10 protein-coding genes are annotated in these 14,026 nt (G+C 56.0%); 6 read left to right on the top strand and 4 right to left on the bottom strand.

All coding sequences use genetic code 11. The annotated features are described in order from the left end of the window. The first annotated feature begins 6 nt into the window (after positions 1-6). Together HFD94_RS07455 and HFD94_RS07460 are read left to right on the top strand one after the other, a co-directional pair. Positions 7-1,308 (top strand): sorbosone dehydrogenase family protein, encoded by a 1,302-nt coding sequence (locus HFD94_RS07455; RefSeq protein WP_010670132.1) that lies wholly within the window; start codon positions 7-9, stop codon positions 1,306-1,308. Between the two features lie 626 nt (positions 1,309-1,934). Next, positions 1,935-2,567, top strand: coding sequence for a DapH/DapD/GlmU-related protein (locus tag HFD94_RS07460; protein ID WP_167432957.1), 633 nt, complete (start codon positions 1,935-1,937; stop codon positions 2,565-2,567). A 16-nt stretch (positions 2,568-2,583) separates the two neighbouring features. Here HFD94_RS07460 and HFD94_RS07465 read toward each other — a convergent pair whose 3' ends face one another. Together HFD94_RS07465 and HFD94_RS07470 are read right to left on the bottom strand one after the other, a co-directional pair. Beyond that, the gene (locus HFD94_RS07465) at positions 2,584-3,468 is read right to left on the bottom strand and encodes an EamA family transporter (protein WP_167432958.1); all 885 of its coding nucleotides are present in this window, start codon (positions 3,466-3,468) and stop codon (positions 2,584-2,586) included. Next, positions 3,465-4,676 carry an MFS transporter gene (locus tag HFD94_RS07470; protein WP_167432959.1) on the bottom strand — a complete coding sequence of 404 codons (1,212 nt, stop codon included), beginning with the start codon at positions 4,674-4,676 and terminating at the stop codon, positions 3,465-3,467. Before HFD94_RS07470 ends, HFD94_RS07465 begins: the two co-directional genes overlap by 4 nt. 129 nt (positions 4,677-4,805) lie before the next feature. On the opposite strand from HFD94_RS07470, the gene HFD94_RS07475 reads away from it, so the two are divergent. Next, entirely contained in the window at positions 4,806-5,261 is a 456-nt protein-coding gene (locus HFD94_RS07475; protein ID WP_167432960.1) for a helix-turn-helix domain-containing protein, read from the top strand. 355 nt (positions 5,262-5,616) lie between these two features. Then, positions 5,617-7,047: a cytosine permease gene (locus tag HFD94_RS07480; protein ID WP_062757637.1), complete on the top strand. Its 1,431-nt coding sequence runs from the start codon at positions 5,617-5,619 to the stop codon at positions 7,045-7,047. Between the two features lie 92 nt (positions 7,048-7,139). On the opposite strand, the gene HFD94_RS07485 is transcribed toward HFD94_RS07480, so the two are convergent. Further along, the gene (locus HFD94_RS07485) at positions 7,140-8,462 is read right to left on the bottom strand and encodes an MFS transporter (RefSeq protein ID WP_061703962.1); all 1,323 of its coding nucleotides are present in this window, start codon (positions 8,460-8,462) and stop codon (positions 7,140-7,142) included. Positions 8,463-8,653: 191 nt separating this feature from the next. After that, positions 8,654-9,667, bottom strand: coding sequence for a GT-D fold domain-containing glycosyltransferase (locus HFD94_RS07490; RefSeq protein ID WP_167432961.1), 1,014 nt, complete (start codon positions 9,665-9,667; stop codon positions 8,654-8,656). A 668-nt stretch (positions 9,668-10,335) separates the two neighbouring features. Here HFD94_RS07490 and HFD94_RS07495 point away from each other — a divergent pair. After that, the gene (locus HFD94_RS07495) at positions 10,336-12,693 is read left to right on the top strand and encodes a membrane-bound PQQ-dependent dehydrogenase, glucose/quinate/shikimate family (RefSeq protein ID WP_167432962.1); all 2,358 of its coding nucleotides are present in this window, start codon (positions 10,336-10,338) and stop codon (positions 12,691-12,693) included. Positions 12,694-13,000: 307 nt separating this feature from the next. Further along, positions 13,001-13,981: a TIM barrel protein gene (locus HFD94_RS07500; RefSeq protein ID WP_010244956.1), complete on the top strand. Its 981-nt coding sequence runs from the start codon at positions 13,001-13,003 to the stop codon at positions 13,979-13,981. Positions 13,982-14,026 lie beyond the last annotated feature (45 nt).

Genomic DNA, 14,026 nt, shown 5'->3' on the forward strand with positions numbered 1-14,026 from the left:
GCCACCATGAAGATACCGCATAAAACGTTGCTCGCGCTTACCCTGACAGCACTGCTGGCAGGCTGTGATGATGGTGCGCTGGTCGATCCGCAGAAGCAGATCGGACCGAATCCCGAACTGCCGCAGGCACAGAACTTCTTTATGCCGCCGATGCAGGTGCCGGAAGGCACGCCGTGGAAAGCGGGCGAAATGCCAAAAGTGGCTGACGGGCTGAAAATCGAAAAGATCGCTGACAATCTGCAGCATCCGCGTCAGGTTTATGTGCTGCCGAATAACGATGTGCTGGTGGCAGAATCCAACGGCCCGGCCAAACCCACTACCCGGCCTAAACAGCTTATTATGGGCATTGTGCAGAAAGCGTCAGGTAAGGGCGGCGCTGGCGGCAACCGGATTACGCTGCTGCGCAACGTTAATGGCAAATGGGAGCAGCACCGCTTTATTGAGAATCTGCACTCGCCGTTTGGTATGCAGCTGATTGGCAATACGCTTTACGTCGCGAATGCTGACAGCCTGGTGAAGTTCCCCTATCGCGAAGGGGAGACGGAGATCCGCACCGCGCCTGAAGAGGTGACGGAACTGCCGGGCGGGCCGATTAACCACCACTGGACCAAAGCGCTGTTGGCCAGCCCCGATGGCAGCAAGCTCTATGTGGGTGTCGGCTCCAACAGTAACGTCACCGAGAACGGCATTGGCGCAGAGTATCGCCGCGCCGCGGTGCTGGAAGTGGACGCGGCCAGCGGTGCCAGCCGGATCTACGCCAGCGGATTGCGCAATCCGACCGGCTTACAGTGGGAACCGCAGAGCGGAAAACTGTGGGCCATCGTCAACGAGCGTGATGAAATTGGCTCCGATCTGGTGCCAGACTACATGACCTCAGTGCAGGACAAAGGCTTCTATGGCTGGCCCTACAGCTACTTTGGTCAGCATGTGGATACCCGTGCCGAACCGCAGCGTCCCGATCTGGTTGAGAAGGCGATTAAGCCTGATTATGCCCTGAGTTCGCATGTCGCTCCGCTGGGGCTGCTGTTCTACGGCGCAGATAACATGCCGCAATACCAGGGCGGTGCGTTTATCAGTGAACATGGCAGCTGGAACCGTACGCCGCTGAATGGCTACAAAGTGGTGTGGGTGAAATTTGAAAACGGCAAGCCGGTGGGTCAGCCGCAGACGGTGGTCTCGGGCTTCCTGACGGACGACGAAAAGCAGGTGCGTGGATTACCGGTCGGTCTGGCCAGCGACAAACAGGGCGGTGTCCTGATTGCTGACGATGCGGGTAATACCGTGTGGCGAATCAGCGCCGCGAAGTAAGCATTGCGCTGCTTTTTTAAGCAGAAAGCAGGCATAAAAAAAGGATTTGGCATTTCGCCAAATCCTTTATTTTTTGTTCGCTACCCGGCTGGTAACCGCGCTGCGAACGAGGTGCTCAGCACTCTCCACAAACAAGATTGTAAAATGTGCGGCTAAGGATTTCAAGTTTCGCCAAAATGCTGTATGTTTATACAGGTGTTGAGTGTTGAGCATCGCCTCATTGTCGACTGGCCGCTCCCAGGGGCACGGTTTTAAAATCCCGGCAGGCATCAGGTGGTGCTGGCCTGTGGCTTTAACCATGAGTGCCGCTCAGCTCTCTCCACAAAGATGTGCTTAGGCGCCCGGCGGGTAGAGTCAAAGCCCTGGTTGCCGAACAGCGCGCTCCTGTAAAAGGAGAAGGAAAGTGATGGAACTGACTAAGCTGATTCTGGATCTTATCCGGGTCATCTTGCAGATCATCGTTGCCCTTATGCAACTGACCGGTCACGCAGGTTAACCGGAACTTGAAACAAGGCGGAGCTAACCACTCCGCCTTTTTTCTTTGTCAATTCTCTGTCATCGGAGGCGGGTAAGGTGGTGCGGCAAAGCACGCCGCCGGGGCGCTGCTTATCCAGACCGGGAGTTTTATGTCCATTGCCGCCGTTATGCCCGCCCGATTAGCGCACACCTGGATTGATGAGAGTGTGAAGATACGCGAAACCACTGTGGGTCAGCAGTGTGAGATCCTGGCGCACAGCACGCTGGAGTATAGCGAGCTGGGTGACTTCTCCTATGTCGGCGAACACTGCTGCCTGGCCGATACCCAGGTGGGGCGCTTCTGCGCCATTGCTAATCAGGTGCGCATTGGCGCGCCGAATCATCCAATGGACCGCGCCTCCCAGCATCGTTTTACCTACTGCCCGGAGTATTACCACCCCGACGCCCGACGCGATGAGGGGTTCTTTTCCGCCCGTCGCGCCGATCGGGTGATAATCGGTCACGATGTGTGGATAGGTCACGGCGTAATTGTGCTGCCTGGCGTCACCATTGGTGATGGTGCGGTGCTGGCTGCGGGTGCAGTCGTGACGAAAAACGTCGCGCCCTACAGCGTCGTGGGCGGGGTGCCGGCCAGGCCACTGCGGGTGCGCTTTACACCGGCTATCGCCGCCCGTCTCCAGCGCATTGCCTGGTGGAACTGGCCCCTGGAGAAACTGCTGGCGAATCTGCCCGATTTTCAGCACGGTGACATCGAAGCGTTCTGCCAGCGGCACGGTGCATAGCCACCCCACGGCGCCGTCAGCCGGTTTGTACGCCGAAATAGCGCACAACCCGCTGGCCATAGAGCCCGACGGCCAGTCCGGCGACGATCAGCAGCAGCGCGGCGATTTTCTGAGGTGAAACCGTTTCGCCATATATCGCCACTGAACCCAGGATGCCGAACACCGGTACCAGCAGCGATAGTGGCGCGACCGTTGAAACCGGATAGTGTTTCAGCAGCCAGTTCCACACCCAGTAGCCCAGCAGGGTATTGGGATAGACCTGAAACAGTATCGACAACACCGCCTTCACATCCAGCTGGGTGAACAGTGCGTGATAGCCCGCGCTGCCATTGACCAGCCCGTCCAGCAGGAAGAGTGGAATGGGTGCAAAGGCGCTCGACCAGACCAGAAAAGCAAAAACCTGCCGGGTGCCCGCTTTTTTATTGATGATATTGGCAATACTCCATGCGACCGCGCCTGCCAGCACCAGCAGCATGCCGGAAAACGTCACTGAGCCATCGGTAATGAAAAAAATGCTCAGCAGACCGGCGCAGGCCAGCGCACACCCGGCGATCTGATAGCGGCTGAGACGCTCTTTAAATACCCAGCCACCGAGCAGCAGCGTGAAGAAGGCGCTGAACTGCAGCAGCAGCGAGGCGATGCCCGCCGACAGTCCGGTTTTAATCCCCAGATTCACCAGACCCCACAGGCCAATCCCGAAGACCAGACCATAGCTGATCAGGTAGCGCCACGGCACGTCCGGTTTCTTAATAAAGAACAACGCTGGCAGGGCGCAGAGCGTAAAGCGGATACCTGCCAGGATAAACGGGTCGACCGCCTGCAGGCCGAGCTTGATAACTGAAAAGTTAACCCCCCAGATGGCGGTGATCATGACGGCGAGCAGCAGATGCGTTAATTTCATGAGTGACGAACTCCGGACCAGCAGAGAAAGGCAGAGGCACTGACCGCTGCACCGGCATAGCAGACAGCCTGCCATCCCCAGTGCGTATAAAGCTGAGTGGCGGCGATGGCCCCCAGCGCACTGCCCAGCGAGTAAAAGCACATATAGGCACCCACCAGACGACTTGCCGCCTCGGGTCGGGCGCCCACGATCAGGCTCTGATTAATCACATGTACCGTCTGGACGGCGAAATCGAGCAGGATCACCCCGAAAATCAGCAACAGTAACGAGGTGTGAAGCGCGGCTATCGGCAGCCAGGAGAAGGTCAGCAACGCCAGGGCTAAGCCAGTGGCACGCTGCCCCAGGCCCAGGTCAGCCCATGCACCTGCTCTGGAGGCCGCCAGCGCACCGGCAAGTCCGGCCAGGCCGAACATCCCGATCTGGGTGTGTGACAGTGACAGGCCGGTAAGTGGCAGTACCATCGAAGACCAGAGCATACTGAAGGCCGCAAAAATCAGCAGCGCCAGGATCCCGCGTCTGCGCAGCTGCGGTTCCGTGAGGAAGAGACGGAAAACAGACAATAAGAGGTGAGGATAAGATGTGCGCCGCGTCTGACCTGCTGTGGCGGGCAGCACTTTCGCCAGGATGAGCGAGATCAGGAGTAACAGGCAGGCAGCCGTCAGATAGACCGCCCGCCAGCCCGCCAGGTCAGCAATCATCCCGGAAACAAACCGCGCCAGCAGGATGCCGATCACGATGCCGCTGGTCACGCTGCCCACCACCTGTCCGCGCTGTTCTGGTGATGCCAGCATGGCGGCCCACGCCACCATTAGCTGCGTGACCACCGCCATTAATCCCACCAGCAGCATTGCGCAGAGCAGCGTCATCAGGTCTGGCGCAACCGCAGCAGTGATTAACGCCAGCACGGAAAGCAGCAACTGGGTAATCACCAGTTTTTTGCGGTTCACGCAGTCGCCCAGCGGCACCAGAAAGATCAGCCCGAGGGCGTAGCCGCTCTGCGTGGCCGTTACCACTGTGCCAATGGTGCCGGTGGAAACCTGCAGGCTGGCGGCGATCGACTCCAGCAGAGGCTGTGCCGAGTAAACATTGGCGACCGCCAGCGCAGAGGTGAGTGAGAACAAAAAGATCATCCGGGACGAGAGCACCGGGATCGCGGCTGGGGGCGAATCGGCTTCAGGATCACGCATCTTGCCAATCGTACAGGTCATGTTGCTTTCCTTTCTGGTTTTTATTTGAAACTGGATTGGCGATATCTTTAACCGGGCTGGTTTTTTTTTGCAACTTCTTTTCGGAGTGGCTAAACTGCCATCATGAGACAGGCAGCGTGAGAGAAGAGCATGGCTAAGCAGGAATCCCTGAGAACCAGCGAGTGTCCGGTCGCCAGAACCCTGGAGTCGATAGGTGAGCGCTGGTGCATGATGATCGTGCGTGAAGCCTTTGATGACGTCCGCAGATTCAGTGACTTCCAGCGGAATTTAAGGCTGGCGAAAAATATCCTGGCGTCACGCCTGAAGCAGCTGGTGGAGGTAGGGGTGTTTGAGATTGCGCCGGCCTCCGACGGTAGCGCCTACAGCGAATATGTCCTGACCGAAAGAGGCCGTTCGCTGTTTCCGGTTGTGGTCGCGATGCGCCAGTGGGGCGAGCGTTACCTTTTTGAGAAGGGCGAAACCCACTCCGTGCTGCTGGATAATGCGGAAGGAAAGCCGCTGCCGCGCCTGGAGGTTATCTCTTCACAGGGGCAAAAACTGGAACCGGCCGACTGTCATCGTCAGCGTGTGGTTGCTGAAGGGTAACCGTCAGGGTTTTTCCTCTTCCACACACTCTGAACCTGGCAGGCCTGACATCGCACGCGTTACCCGATCATCGCTGTCGCCTGTAGCGGTGATCGAACAAAATGCCTTACTCCCGTTTTACGCCCCGCCATAAGGGCGTTATCCCCGGAAACAGGTCCCCGCGCTTCCTCATCCTTTCCTGCCCCGCATCATGACAGGCCTGTCGATATCATCACATTTTCCAATGACCGGTTGCCTTGTAACTTCCCGATGCGCATGACAATATCGCTGCTTGTATAGACATGTACTCTCAACCCTGGATTGGGCAAATCACGCTTTCAGTCAACACGTCTCTCACTGTTCCAGCGAGGAATCTATGTCGGTCAAATCATCTGTATCAGATTATTCAGGCTCAGAAAAACAGGGCCTGTCAGAAACCCGCTCCATTGATTACATCCCGTTGGGTGAACGTCATGGTCATCCCTTTAACCAGTTCACGCTCTGGTTTGGTGGCAATCTGCAAATCACGGCTATTGTCACGGGTGCGCTGGCCGTGGTGCTGGGTGGAGACGTCGTGTGGTCTCTTATCGGCTTACTGGTGGGGCAGATTCTGGGTGCAGCGATCATGTCTTTGCATGCGATCCAGGGTCCGCGCCTGGGTTTACCGCAGATGATCACCAGCCGTATGCAGTTTGGCGTGTTTGGTGCTGTTATTCCTCTGGTGCTGGTGTGCATTATGTATGTGGGATTTTCAGCCAGCGGGACAGTATTAGCCGGGCAGGCGCTGGCTAAACTTATCCATGTCAGTCATTCAACCGGGATGATCCTGTTCAGCACCCTCATCGTGATCATTGCGGTGCTGGGCTATCGCGTGATTCATCAACTGGGCAAGCTGGCGAGCGTCATTGGCGTTTTAGCCTTTGCTTATCTGTTTATCACGCTGTTCTCTGCGCATGACTTATCAGCCGTGTGGCAGAATCAGCACTTTACCCCGGCAAATTTCCTGCTGGCGGTCTCCCTGTCTTCATCCTGGCAAATTGCCTTCTGTCCTTATGTCTCTGACTATTCACGCTATCTGTCAGCTGATGTCTCCGCAAAGAAACTCTTCAGTTCAGTCTTTTTTGGCACCGTACTTGGCACGCAGGCGTCAATGACGCTGGGGGTGATTGTCGCTGCCATTGCCGGAAGTGCGTTTGCAGGCAATGAGGTCGGTTACATCGTGAGCATGGGTAGCACGGCGACCATGGCCATGGTGATTTATTTCGCCATTTGCTTTGGAAAAATCACGTTTACCACGCTGAACGCCTACGGCAGTTTTATGTCACTGACCACCATTGTCTCTGGCTTCCGGCAGCAAACCACGCTGAGTCGGGGCGGGCGCATTCTGTTTGTGGTGCTTATGGTTACGCTGGCCTGCGTCATTGCTCTGCTCAGTGAACCGGCCTTTCTGAAATCCTTCACCCACTTCCTGCTGTTTCTGCTGGCTTTCTTTGTGCCGTGGAGCGCGATCAGCCTGACCGATTTCTATCTGATCACCAGGGGCAGGGTTGATGTCCCGGCACTGTCGCAGCCGGACGGGCGGTATGGACGCTGGAACCTGGCCGGTATTACCGTCTATTTTCTGGGCGTGCTGGTGCAACTGCCGTTTATCGATAATCCGCTGCACCATGGATCGCTGACCTGGATTTTTGCCGGTAATGATGTCTCGTGGATCATCGGCTGGTTTGCGACGGCACTGTTATGGCTGATCGCCAGCCGCTGGGATCGTCGGGGCATCCCCGAACAGTCAATTTATCCCGCCCAATAACAAGGTCAGGCCGCCTGAGCGGCAGCCTTTCAGGGAGTGTCACTCTTCGCGGGTGTGTGATCACCCGCGTGTCAGGAAATCCTCTTTTAAGATCAGGCGGCAGAAACGTCCGCTGCGCCGGTCTGCGCCTCGGCCACCAGCGGCTTCTCCGGTTGCAGCAGTGTCATTGCCAGCATACTGCCAAAGGCGATCAGCGCGGTGACGGTAAACATCGCGTTGTAGCCGTAATATTCCGCCAGCCAGCCGCAGAGCATCGGAGAGATAATCGCTGCCAGATTGGCTATCGCCAGCGTCATGCCACTGTAGGTGCCCACCGACGCTTTAGGGGTGACATCAATCACCACCGACCAGTAGACATTGTTTACCAGTGCATTCAGCGCATTGCCCAGGGTCATCAGTGCAATAATCCCCGCAGCCGACTGCACATAGGGGATCGCCATAAAGCAGCAGGCGGTGCCGCACAGCGTGACGGCGGCAAACAGATTGCGCGCCAGACGCAGATTACGGAAGCGAGCCAGCAGGGCATCGGCAATGCGACCGCCCAGCAGCACCGTGATACAGGCGCCGCTCCACGGGATCATCGCGACGTACCACAGTGAGTGCAGGTCGTAATGGAAATTATCCTGCAGATATTTCGGCATCCAGGTCACCAGGGTAAAGGTGATGTAGAGGAATGAGAAGTAGCCCAGCGCGTTGCAGACCAGGGTGCGGCTGGTAAAGAAGCGCCACCAGGGCAGTGGTATGCTGTCGCCCGCGCTGCGGCGCTGACCGGTCTGGATAAGCTGACGTTCTGCGGCATTGGTATGTGGACTTTTCTCCGGGCTGTCGCTGAAGGTGCGGGCAAACAGCGCCATCGCCAGCAGGGAGAAAACACCGAGCAGGATAAACATCATCCGCCAGTCATGGGTCAGCAGCAGCAGGCCCACCGCAATCGGGGCGGTCAGCAGCGCGCCAACCTGGGTCGAGAGCAGGCCGATGCCCAGCGCAAAGCCGCGCTCATTATCGGGTGCCCAGTGAGCAATCGCCTTGTTCATCAGCGCATAGGCCGGGCCTTCGGAAAAACCAAACATAATGCGAAGGGCAGCAAAGCCCATAATGGCGGATCCGCCAAACAGCGCCATGCCCAGTTCCCCCGCCCAGGCGGTGGCGATCTCCAGCAGCGACCAGAGTACGCCTGCCAGCAGCCAGACTTTTTTCGTGCCGATACGGTCGGCAAGAAAGCCGCCACACAGCGAACCAAACAGATAGCCAAAGCCAAAGTAGCCCAGCACTGCACCGAGCTGGACTTTGCTGAAGTGATACTCCGCCGCAATGGCGTTGGCCGCAAACGACAGGGCACCGCGATCGATATAGTTGATCAGGGCGATCAGGAACAGCAGTGAAAATATGGTGTAACGGTAACGGCTGGTTGTCATCTCACTTCTCCTGATTAAATGTCTCAGGAGAGCAGAAGCAAAATTGATGCCGGAAAGGGTATTTATCCGGCAAACCGCGGACAAGCACAGAATTCGGCCCCCTGAGCCCGCCCCGAATAGGCTTAACTGATCCCGCTAATAATTCGCCTGCGCTTCAATGCGGTGCAGCCGCTGCCTTTCGGTGGTGAGGCTCAGGCGGCGTTATGATGGTTGGGGCTGACGTGTGGCAGCGGGATAACTACGGCTTGCGTGACTGCTTCTGTATCAGCCGTCCCGGCCTGGGGTATTTCGCCAACGTGTAGTAAAATCTGCTGCTGATAAGTCGCATCTGCCACCGTAGTCTGTTCACTCAGCAGTACGCCAGCCTCATTGACGTTTTTTCCGTCCACTTTTATTTTACTGGTGGCATTAGCCAGCATCCACTCATATTCAATATCGACGTGGCCGCTATCAATACAGCGGATACCGTGCTGACTTAAATCATATGCCAGCACGGTTGCGGTCGGCCCTAATGAAATCAAGACCAGGTCAAAGTTGACGGCATTCTTTAAAACGGTATCAAACAGACGATCATAGACGGAAAAGGCATTACGGTTCAGCGTCGTAATACGTTTCACTTCGCTGGCTCCCTCCAGTAAATCATTGCCTAATCCCAGACGCGTTCCACTGCCTTCCACAATCAATACCCGGCGGCCCTGATAGAGCTGTTTAAACTTATCAAATATCGTCCGGGATAATTGCTTGCCTTTATAATCGTGATAGGGACGGGTCACCGAGGTATTTCCATACTGGTACTGTTTATTCAGCAGAGCCTCATAATATTTAAAATAAAATGATTTATGAAAGAACCAGAACAGGGCCGACCCGCTCCGCATATTACGGGTGGTACGAAAGGCATCCGGCAGACAGATCAGACAGTTCGGATTGGCCCCTGAATCCTGCTGCAGCAAGGCTTTTAGCCGTGCAGAGAGATTCGGGTCAAATGGCTGAAAACCGATATTTTTATACCAGGTCATTTCCAGTTCACCGTCGCCATAACGGGCCAGGGATAATTGTGGGTTACGTAATAACAGATCGACAGTCTCTTCTATCGACATAACGGAATAACGCTTTACCCGTGCCTGCGCGGCAGGATAGCGAATGGCAGCATTAAGAAACTTAAAAGGGAAACGAAACTTGCGATAAATAGCGTGAAGTGCGGTCATAGTTAACCTGCCTGGTTCATTGCTGCCAGAAAAATCCCGCCTGCTGGCCGGATAAACGAATATAAGAGAGCTGATATATATCACAGATAAAATAAGCGTCATGCTACGGAATATCTGAAATCGTTTTCATCGGCAAAATCCCTTTGTTCATTAATCTATTTCCTGAGTGTTATTTTTCAGGAAAATAATGAAAAACGCGTTCAGGCTGGCACAATTAAATCATTTAAACAGCAGCGACACCGCACCAGCGTTGATGAAGCCGCCAATAATAACAGCAGGGCAGTAACATTCCCGATTTCAGCAATAAGAGTTATTTCAGAGCAGAGTTAATAAACCATTATGATTATTTGACTCTGAAAAACTTTCGTCGGGCACACTTTAGCTGGCGTTACAGAAGGGCGGCTTGTCTGTTAATTAATCGCCTTTGAACAAAAGGTGCGGTCGTTAGCAGCCTATGGTTAATTTTTTGTGATGGATATCCCGTAATCAGCCCTTCAGAAAGTAAAAAAAGCGGCCTGACCGCATTAACAGGTGACATTTATAATAAATATTTCTAATGATTAACGCTTATACACGTTTTTACATATTTCGTGCGTAAGTTAAAATCTCGTTGAATTTATGTTTCCAGCTTAACCTTTCAATTGCCGCTAATGACCCGAGGATGGATCATGATCAATAAAATAACCAGTATAATCATGGTGATATTTGCTATCGCCCTGATTTACATGGGAGGACAACTCCTGCTTGCAGGAGGCAGCGCGTTCTATGCGCTGATGGGCGTGGGCGTTCTGCTCAGCGCGATTCTGCTGTTCATGAACAAACGCAGTGCACTGACGCTTTATGCGTTGCTGATGTGGATCACTCTGTTCTGGACTATCTGGGAAGTGGGCTTCGACAAATGGCAGTGGATCCCGCGCGGCGACCTGTTTGGCGTGCTGGGTCTCTGGCTGGCGCTGCCGTGGGTGGTGCGTCCGCTCTATCAGGGGCAGCGTCGTTTCCATCCTTTCCTCGGGGGTTCCGTCGTCTTGATGGTGCTGCTGGTCATCGGTCTCTGCTTCTACGATCCGCTGCCGCAGCAGGGCGCCATTAATACGCCGCGCAACGCCTCTGCGACCGGCGGTGCCGCTGAAGAGTGGAGCGCCTATGGCGGAACCACAGATGGCCAGCGCTTTTCGGCGCTGAAGCAGATCACTAAAGATAACGTGAAAGATCTTGAAGTGGCCTGGACCTATCACACCGGCGACCTGCGTCAGGGTGATGATGCGACCGAATACACCTTTGAAGCGACACCGCTGAAAGCCAACGGCATGCTCTACTTCTGTACGCCGCACAACGAAGTCCATGCTCTTGACCCGGAAACCGGTGCGGTGAAGTGGAAAACGACGCCGGATAAAAACCGCTCTTATCTGCAGCAGCACCAGACCTGTCGTGGCGTGAGCTTCTTCGATGCCGGTCAGCAGGCGCAGGCGCAGACGGGCGCATCGCCGGCCATCTGCCGCAAGCGTGTCTTCAATGCCACCACCGATGCCCGCCTGCTGGCGCTGGATGCCGATACCGGTAAAGCCTGTGCTGACTTTGGTGACAACGGTGTGGTGAATCTGCGCGCCAACATGGGCGAGGTGCGTCCGCACGCGCTGATGCAGACTGCCGCGCCACTGGTGGCGGGCAACCTGGTGATTGTCGGCGGTTCGGTGATGGATAACGGCTTCAACAGCGGTAACCCATCAGGTGTGATCCGTGCCTATGATGCCGTCAGCGGTCGTCTGGTGTGGAACTTCGATCCGGCTAACCCGGATAACACCGCACCGGTCGCTGAAGGGGCAACCTATCCGCAGGATACCCCGGTCGCCTGGGCCACCCTGAGCGCCGATCTGAAAAACGGCCTGGTCTATGTGCCGTTTGGTAACGCCTCGCCGGATGAAGTGGGACTTGAACGCGATCCCGCCAGCAACACTGAAAAATTCCGTGATGCGCTGGTGGCACTGGATCTGAAAACCGGTGCGTTCAAATGGCGTTATCAGAGTTCGAACCACGACCTCTGGGATCGCGATAACCCGTCACAGCCGTCGCTGGTGGACATCAACTATCAGGGCAAACCGCAACCGGCGGTGATCCTGCCGACGAAAACCGGCAACCTGTTTGTGCTGAACCGCCTGACCGGCGAACCGGTTTATCCGGTAGAGCAGGTTAAGGTCTCCACGGATGGCATTAAAGGCGAGCAATATGCGGCGACCCAGCCGGTCTCCAGCCTGAACTTCATTCCGCAACCGCTGACTGAGAAGTCAATGTGGGGCATTACGCCGTTTGACCAGATGGCCTGCCGCACCACGTTCCGTGAGCTGCGCTATGACGGTAACCCGTGGACGCCACCAACGGAGAAAGGCTCGCTGATCTTCCCGGGCAACATCGGGGTGTTTAACTGGGGTTCAGTAGCGGTTGATCCACAGCGTCAGATGCTGATTGCGGCACCGGTGCGCCTGGCTTACAAATACAACCTCATCAGACGCACGCCGGAAACCGAAACCCAGCGTACCTTCACCAAAGATGGTACGCCGTACTGGAATGAGAACTTCCACGGTGACTACGCTATCCACATCCAGCAGATGGCGTCGGGTCTGGGTATTCCCTGCATCGCGCCACCGTGGGGACGGATGGTCGGTGTGGATCTGACCACCGGCAAAACCGAATGGCTGCGTCGCGTCGGCACCACCAAAAACCTCAAGACCAGCTTCCTGCCTGGCCGCTTCCCGCTCGGTTTCCCGATGGGCATGGTGGCGCACGGCGGACCGCTGCTGACGGCGGGTGATCTGGTGTTCCATGGCGCAACGGCAGATAACTTCTTCCGTGCTTACGACAGCACCACCGGCGAACTGCTGTGGCAGACTGAACTGAGCGCGGGTGCGCAGGCCACGCCATCCACCTTTATGGGCAAAGATGGCAAGCAGTATGTGGTGATTGCCGCGGGCGGCCACGGCTCGCTCGGTACCACGGCGGGCGACAGCGTTGTCGCTTTCCGTCTGAAGTGATTTTTTAAAAAACCGACCCGCTGAGCGCCACCCTGGCGCTCAGCTTTTTTCACACCTCTGCCTGCCAGATCTCACACCCGGCTTCGCGCGACAACCTGTTGTATTTCATCTCAATTCTTTCATCTCCGCATTCACATCATCTGATAACGCATCGAAACCATTTCGTGACAGCGCTCCCGCTTTAACGATTTCTCCTGCCTGACAGACTTGCGCATTAAGCCGCGAGGCGTAGATTAATATATGACTTCACAATTAATCGTGAATACGAAAAGTACTTCACAATACGCACTCTGAAGGATTGATGCTCATGTCGGAACTGAAATTTGCTACCCGTCTTAACTCTTTCGCCTCGGGGGCGCACCTCTACTGGCCCGATCAGCAGGGCAAGCCCTCTGTGCTGCAGATGGTTGCCCGTGCAGGCAAGGTCAAAGGCTTAACGCATCTCGACCTCAACTTTCCGCAACATCTCACCAGCGATATCCCCACACTGCGCCAGGCGATCAGTGATGCGGGTCTGGCCGTTAACGGTATGCAGATGCGCTGGGACGCGCCACAGTTCAAAATCGGCGCGTTTACCCATCCCGACGCGAAAGTGCGTCGCGAAGCGATTGAGCTGACCAAACGGGGCATTGACGCGGGTCGGGAATTTGGTTCACGGCTGATGACGCTGTGGATGGGGCAGGACGGTTTCGATTACTGCTTCCAGGCGGACTATAAGAAGATCTGGGAGGATGCGGTCAGCGCCGTGCGTGAAGTGGCGGAGTATGCACCGGACGTTGACGTCAGCATCGAATATAAACCCAATGAGCCACGTGCCTACAGCATCTTTCCCAACGCCACCACCTGTCTGCTGGCCGTGGAAGAGGCGGGCTGCGCCAACCTGGGGATCACACTGGATTTTGCTCATGTACTGTTTGCCAATGAGATCCCGGCTTACGCCGCCGCTATGGTGGCGCGCCGCTCACGGCTGCTGGGGCTGGACCTTAACGACGGCTGGGGCAAGCGTGATGACGGCCTGATGGTCGGCTCAGTCAACCCTCGCGCCACGCTGGAGTTTCTCTGGCAGATGCAGCGTGATGGCTACCGCGGTGCCTACTACTTCGATACCTTCCCGGATGCCAGCGGTCTTGACCCGATCCGTGAGGCAGAAAGCAATATTGCGACCGTGACCCGTCTGCTGAGGCTGTGTGACCAGCTGCACGACAACGCGGCGTTACTGGCGGCCATTGAGCGTCAGGATGCGGTGGCCTCTCAGCAGATCGTCAATGACATCATGCTGGCGCGCTGACAGCCGATTAATCATAAAAACATCACACCTCTACCCAACACCCTG

The organism is Pantoea sp. EKM20T (assembly GCF_011800485.1).
In the GTDB taxonomy this organism is placed as follows: Bacteria; Pseudomonadota; Gammaproteobacteria; order Enterobacterales; family Enterobacteriaceae; genus Pantoea; species Pantoea agglomerans.

Bases quoted from the DNA above. Each gene is read 5' to 3' on its own strand.
- HFD94_RS07455 (WP_010670132.1), top strand. From the start codon at position 7: ATGAAGATACCGCATAAAACGTTGCTCGCGCTTACCCTGACAGCACTG.
- HFD94_RS07460 (WP_167432957.1), top strand. From the start codon at position 1,935: ATGTCCATTGCCGCCGTTATGCCCGCCCGATTAGCGCACACCTGGATT.
- HFD94_RS07465 (WP_167432958.1), bottom strand. From the start codon at position 3,468: ATGAAATTAACGCATCTGCTGCTCGCCGTCATGATCACCGCCATCTGG.
- HFD94_RS07470 (WP_167432959.1), bottom strand. From the start codon at position 4,676: ATGACCTGTACGATTGGCAAGATGCGTGATCCTGAAGCCGATTCGCCC.
- HFD94_RS07475 (WP_167432960.1), top strand. From the start codon at position 4,806: ATGGCTAAGCAGGAATCCCTGAGAACCAGCGAGTGTCCGGTCGCCAGA.
- HFD94_RS07480 (WP_062757637.1), top strand. From the start codon at position 5,617: ATGTCGGTCAAATCATCTGTATCAGATTATTCAGGCTCAGAAAAACAG.
- HFD94_RS07485 (WP_061703962.1), bottom strand. From the start codon at position 8,462: ATGACAACCAGCCGTTACCGTTACACCATATTTTCACTGCTGTTCCTG.
- HFD94_RS07490 (WP_167432961.1), bottom strand. From the start codon at position 9,667: ATGACCGCACTTCACGCTATTTATCGCAAGTTTCGTTTCCCTTTTAAG.
- HFD94_RS07495 (WP_167432962.1), top strand. From the start codon at position 10,336: ATGATCAATAAAATAACCAGTATAATCATGGTGATATTTGCTATCGCC.
- HFD94_RS07500 (WP_010244956.1), top strand. From the start codon at position 13,001: ATGTCGGAACTGAAATTTGCTACCCGTCTTAACTCTTTCGCCTCGGGG.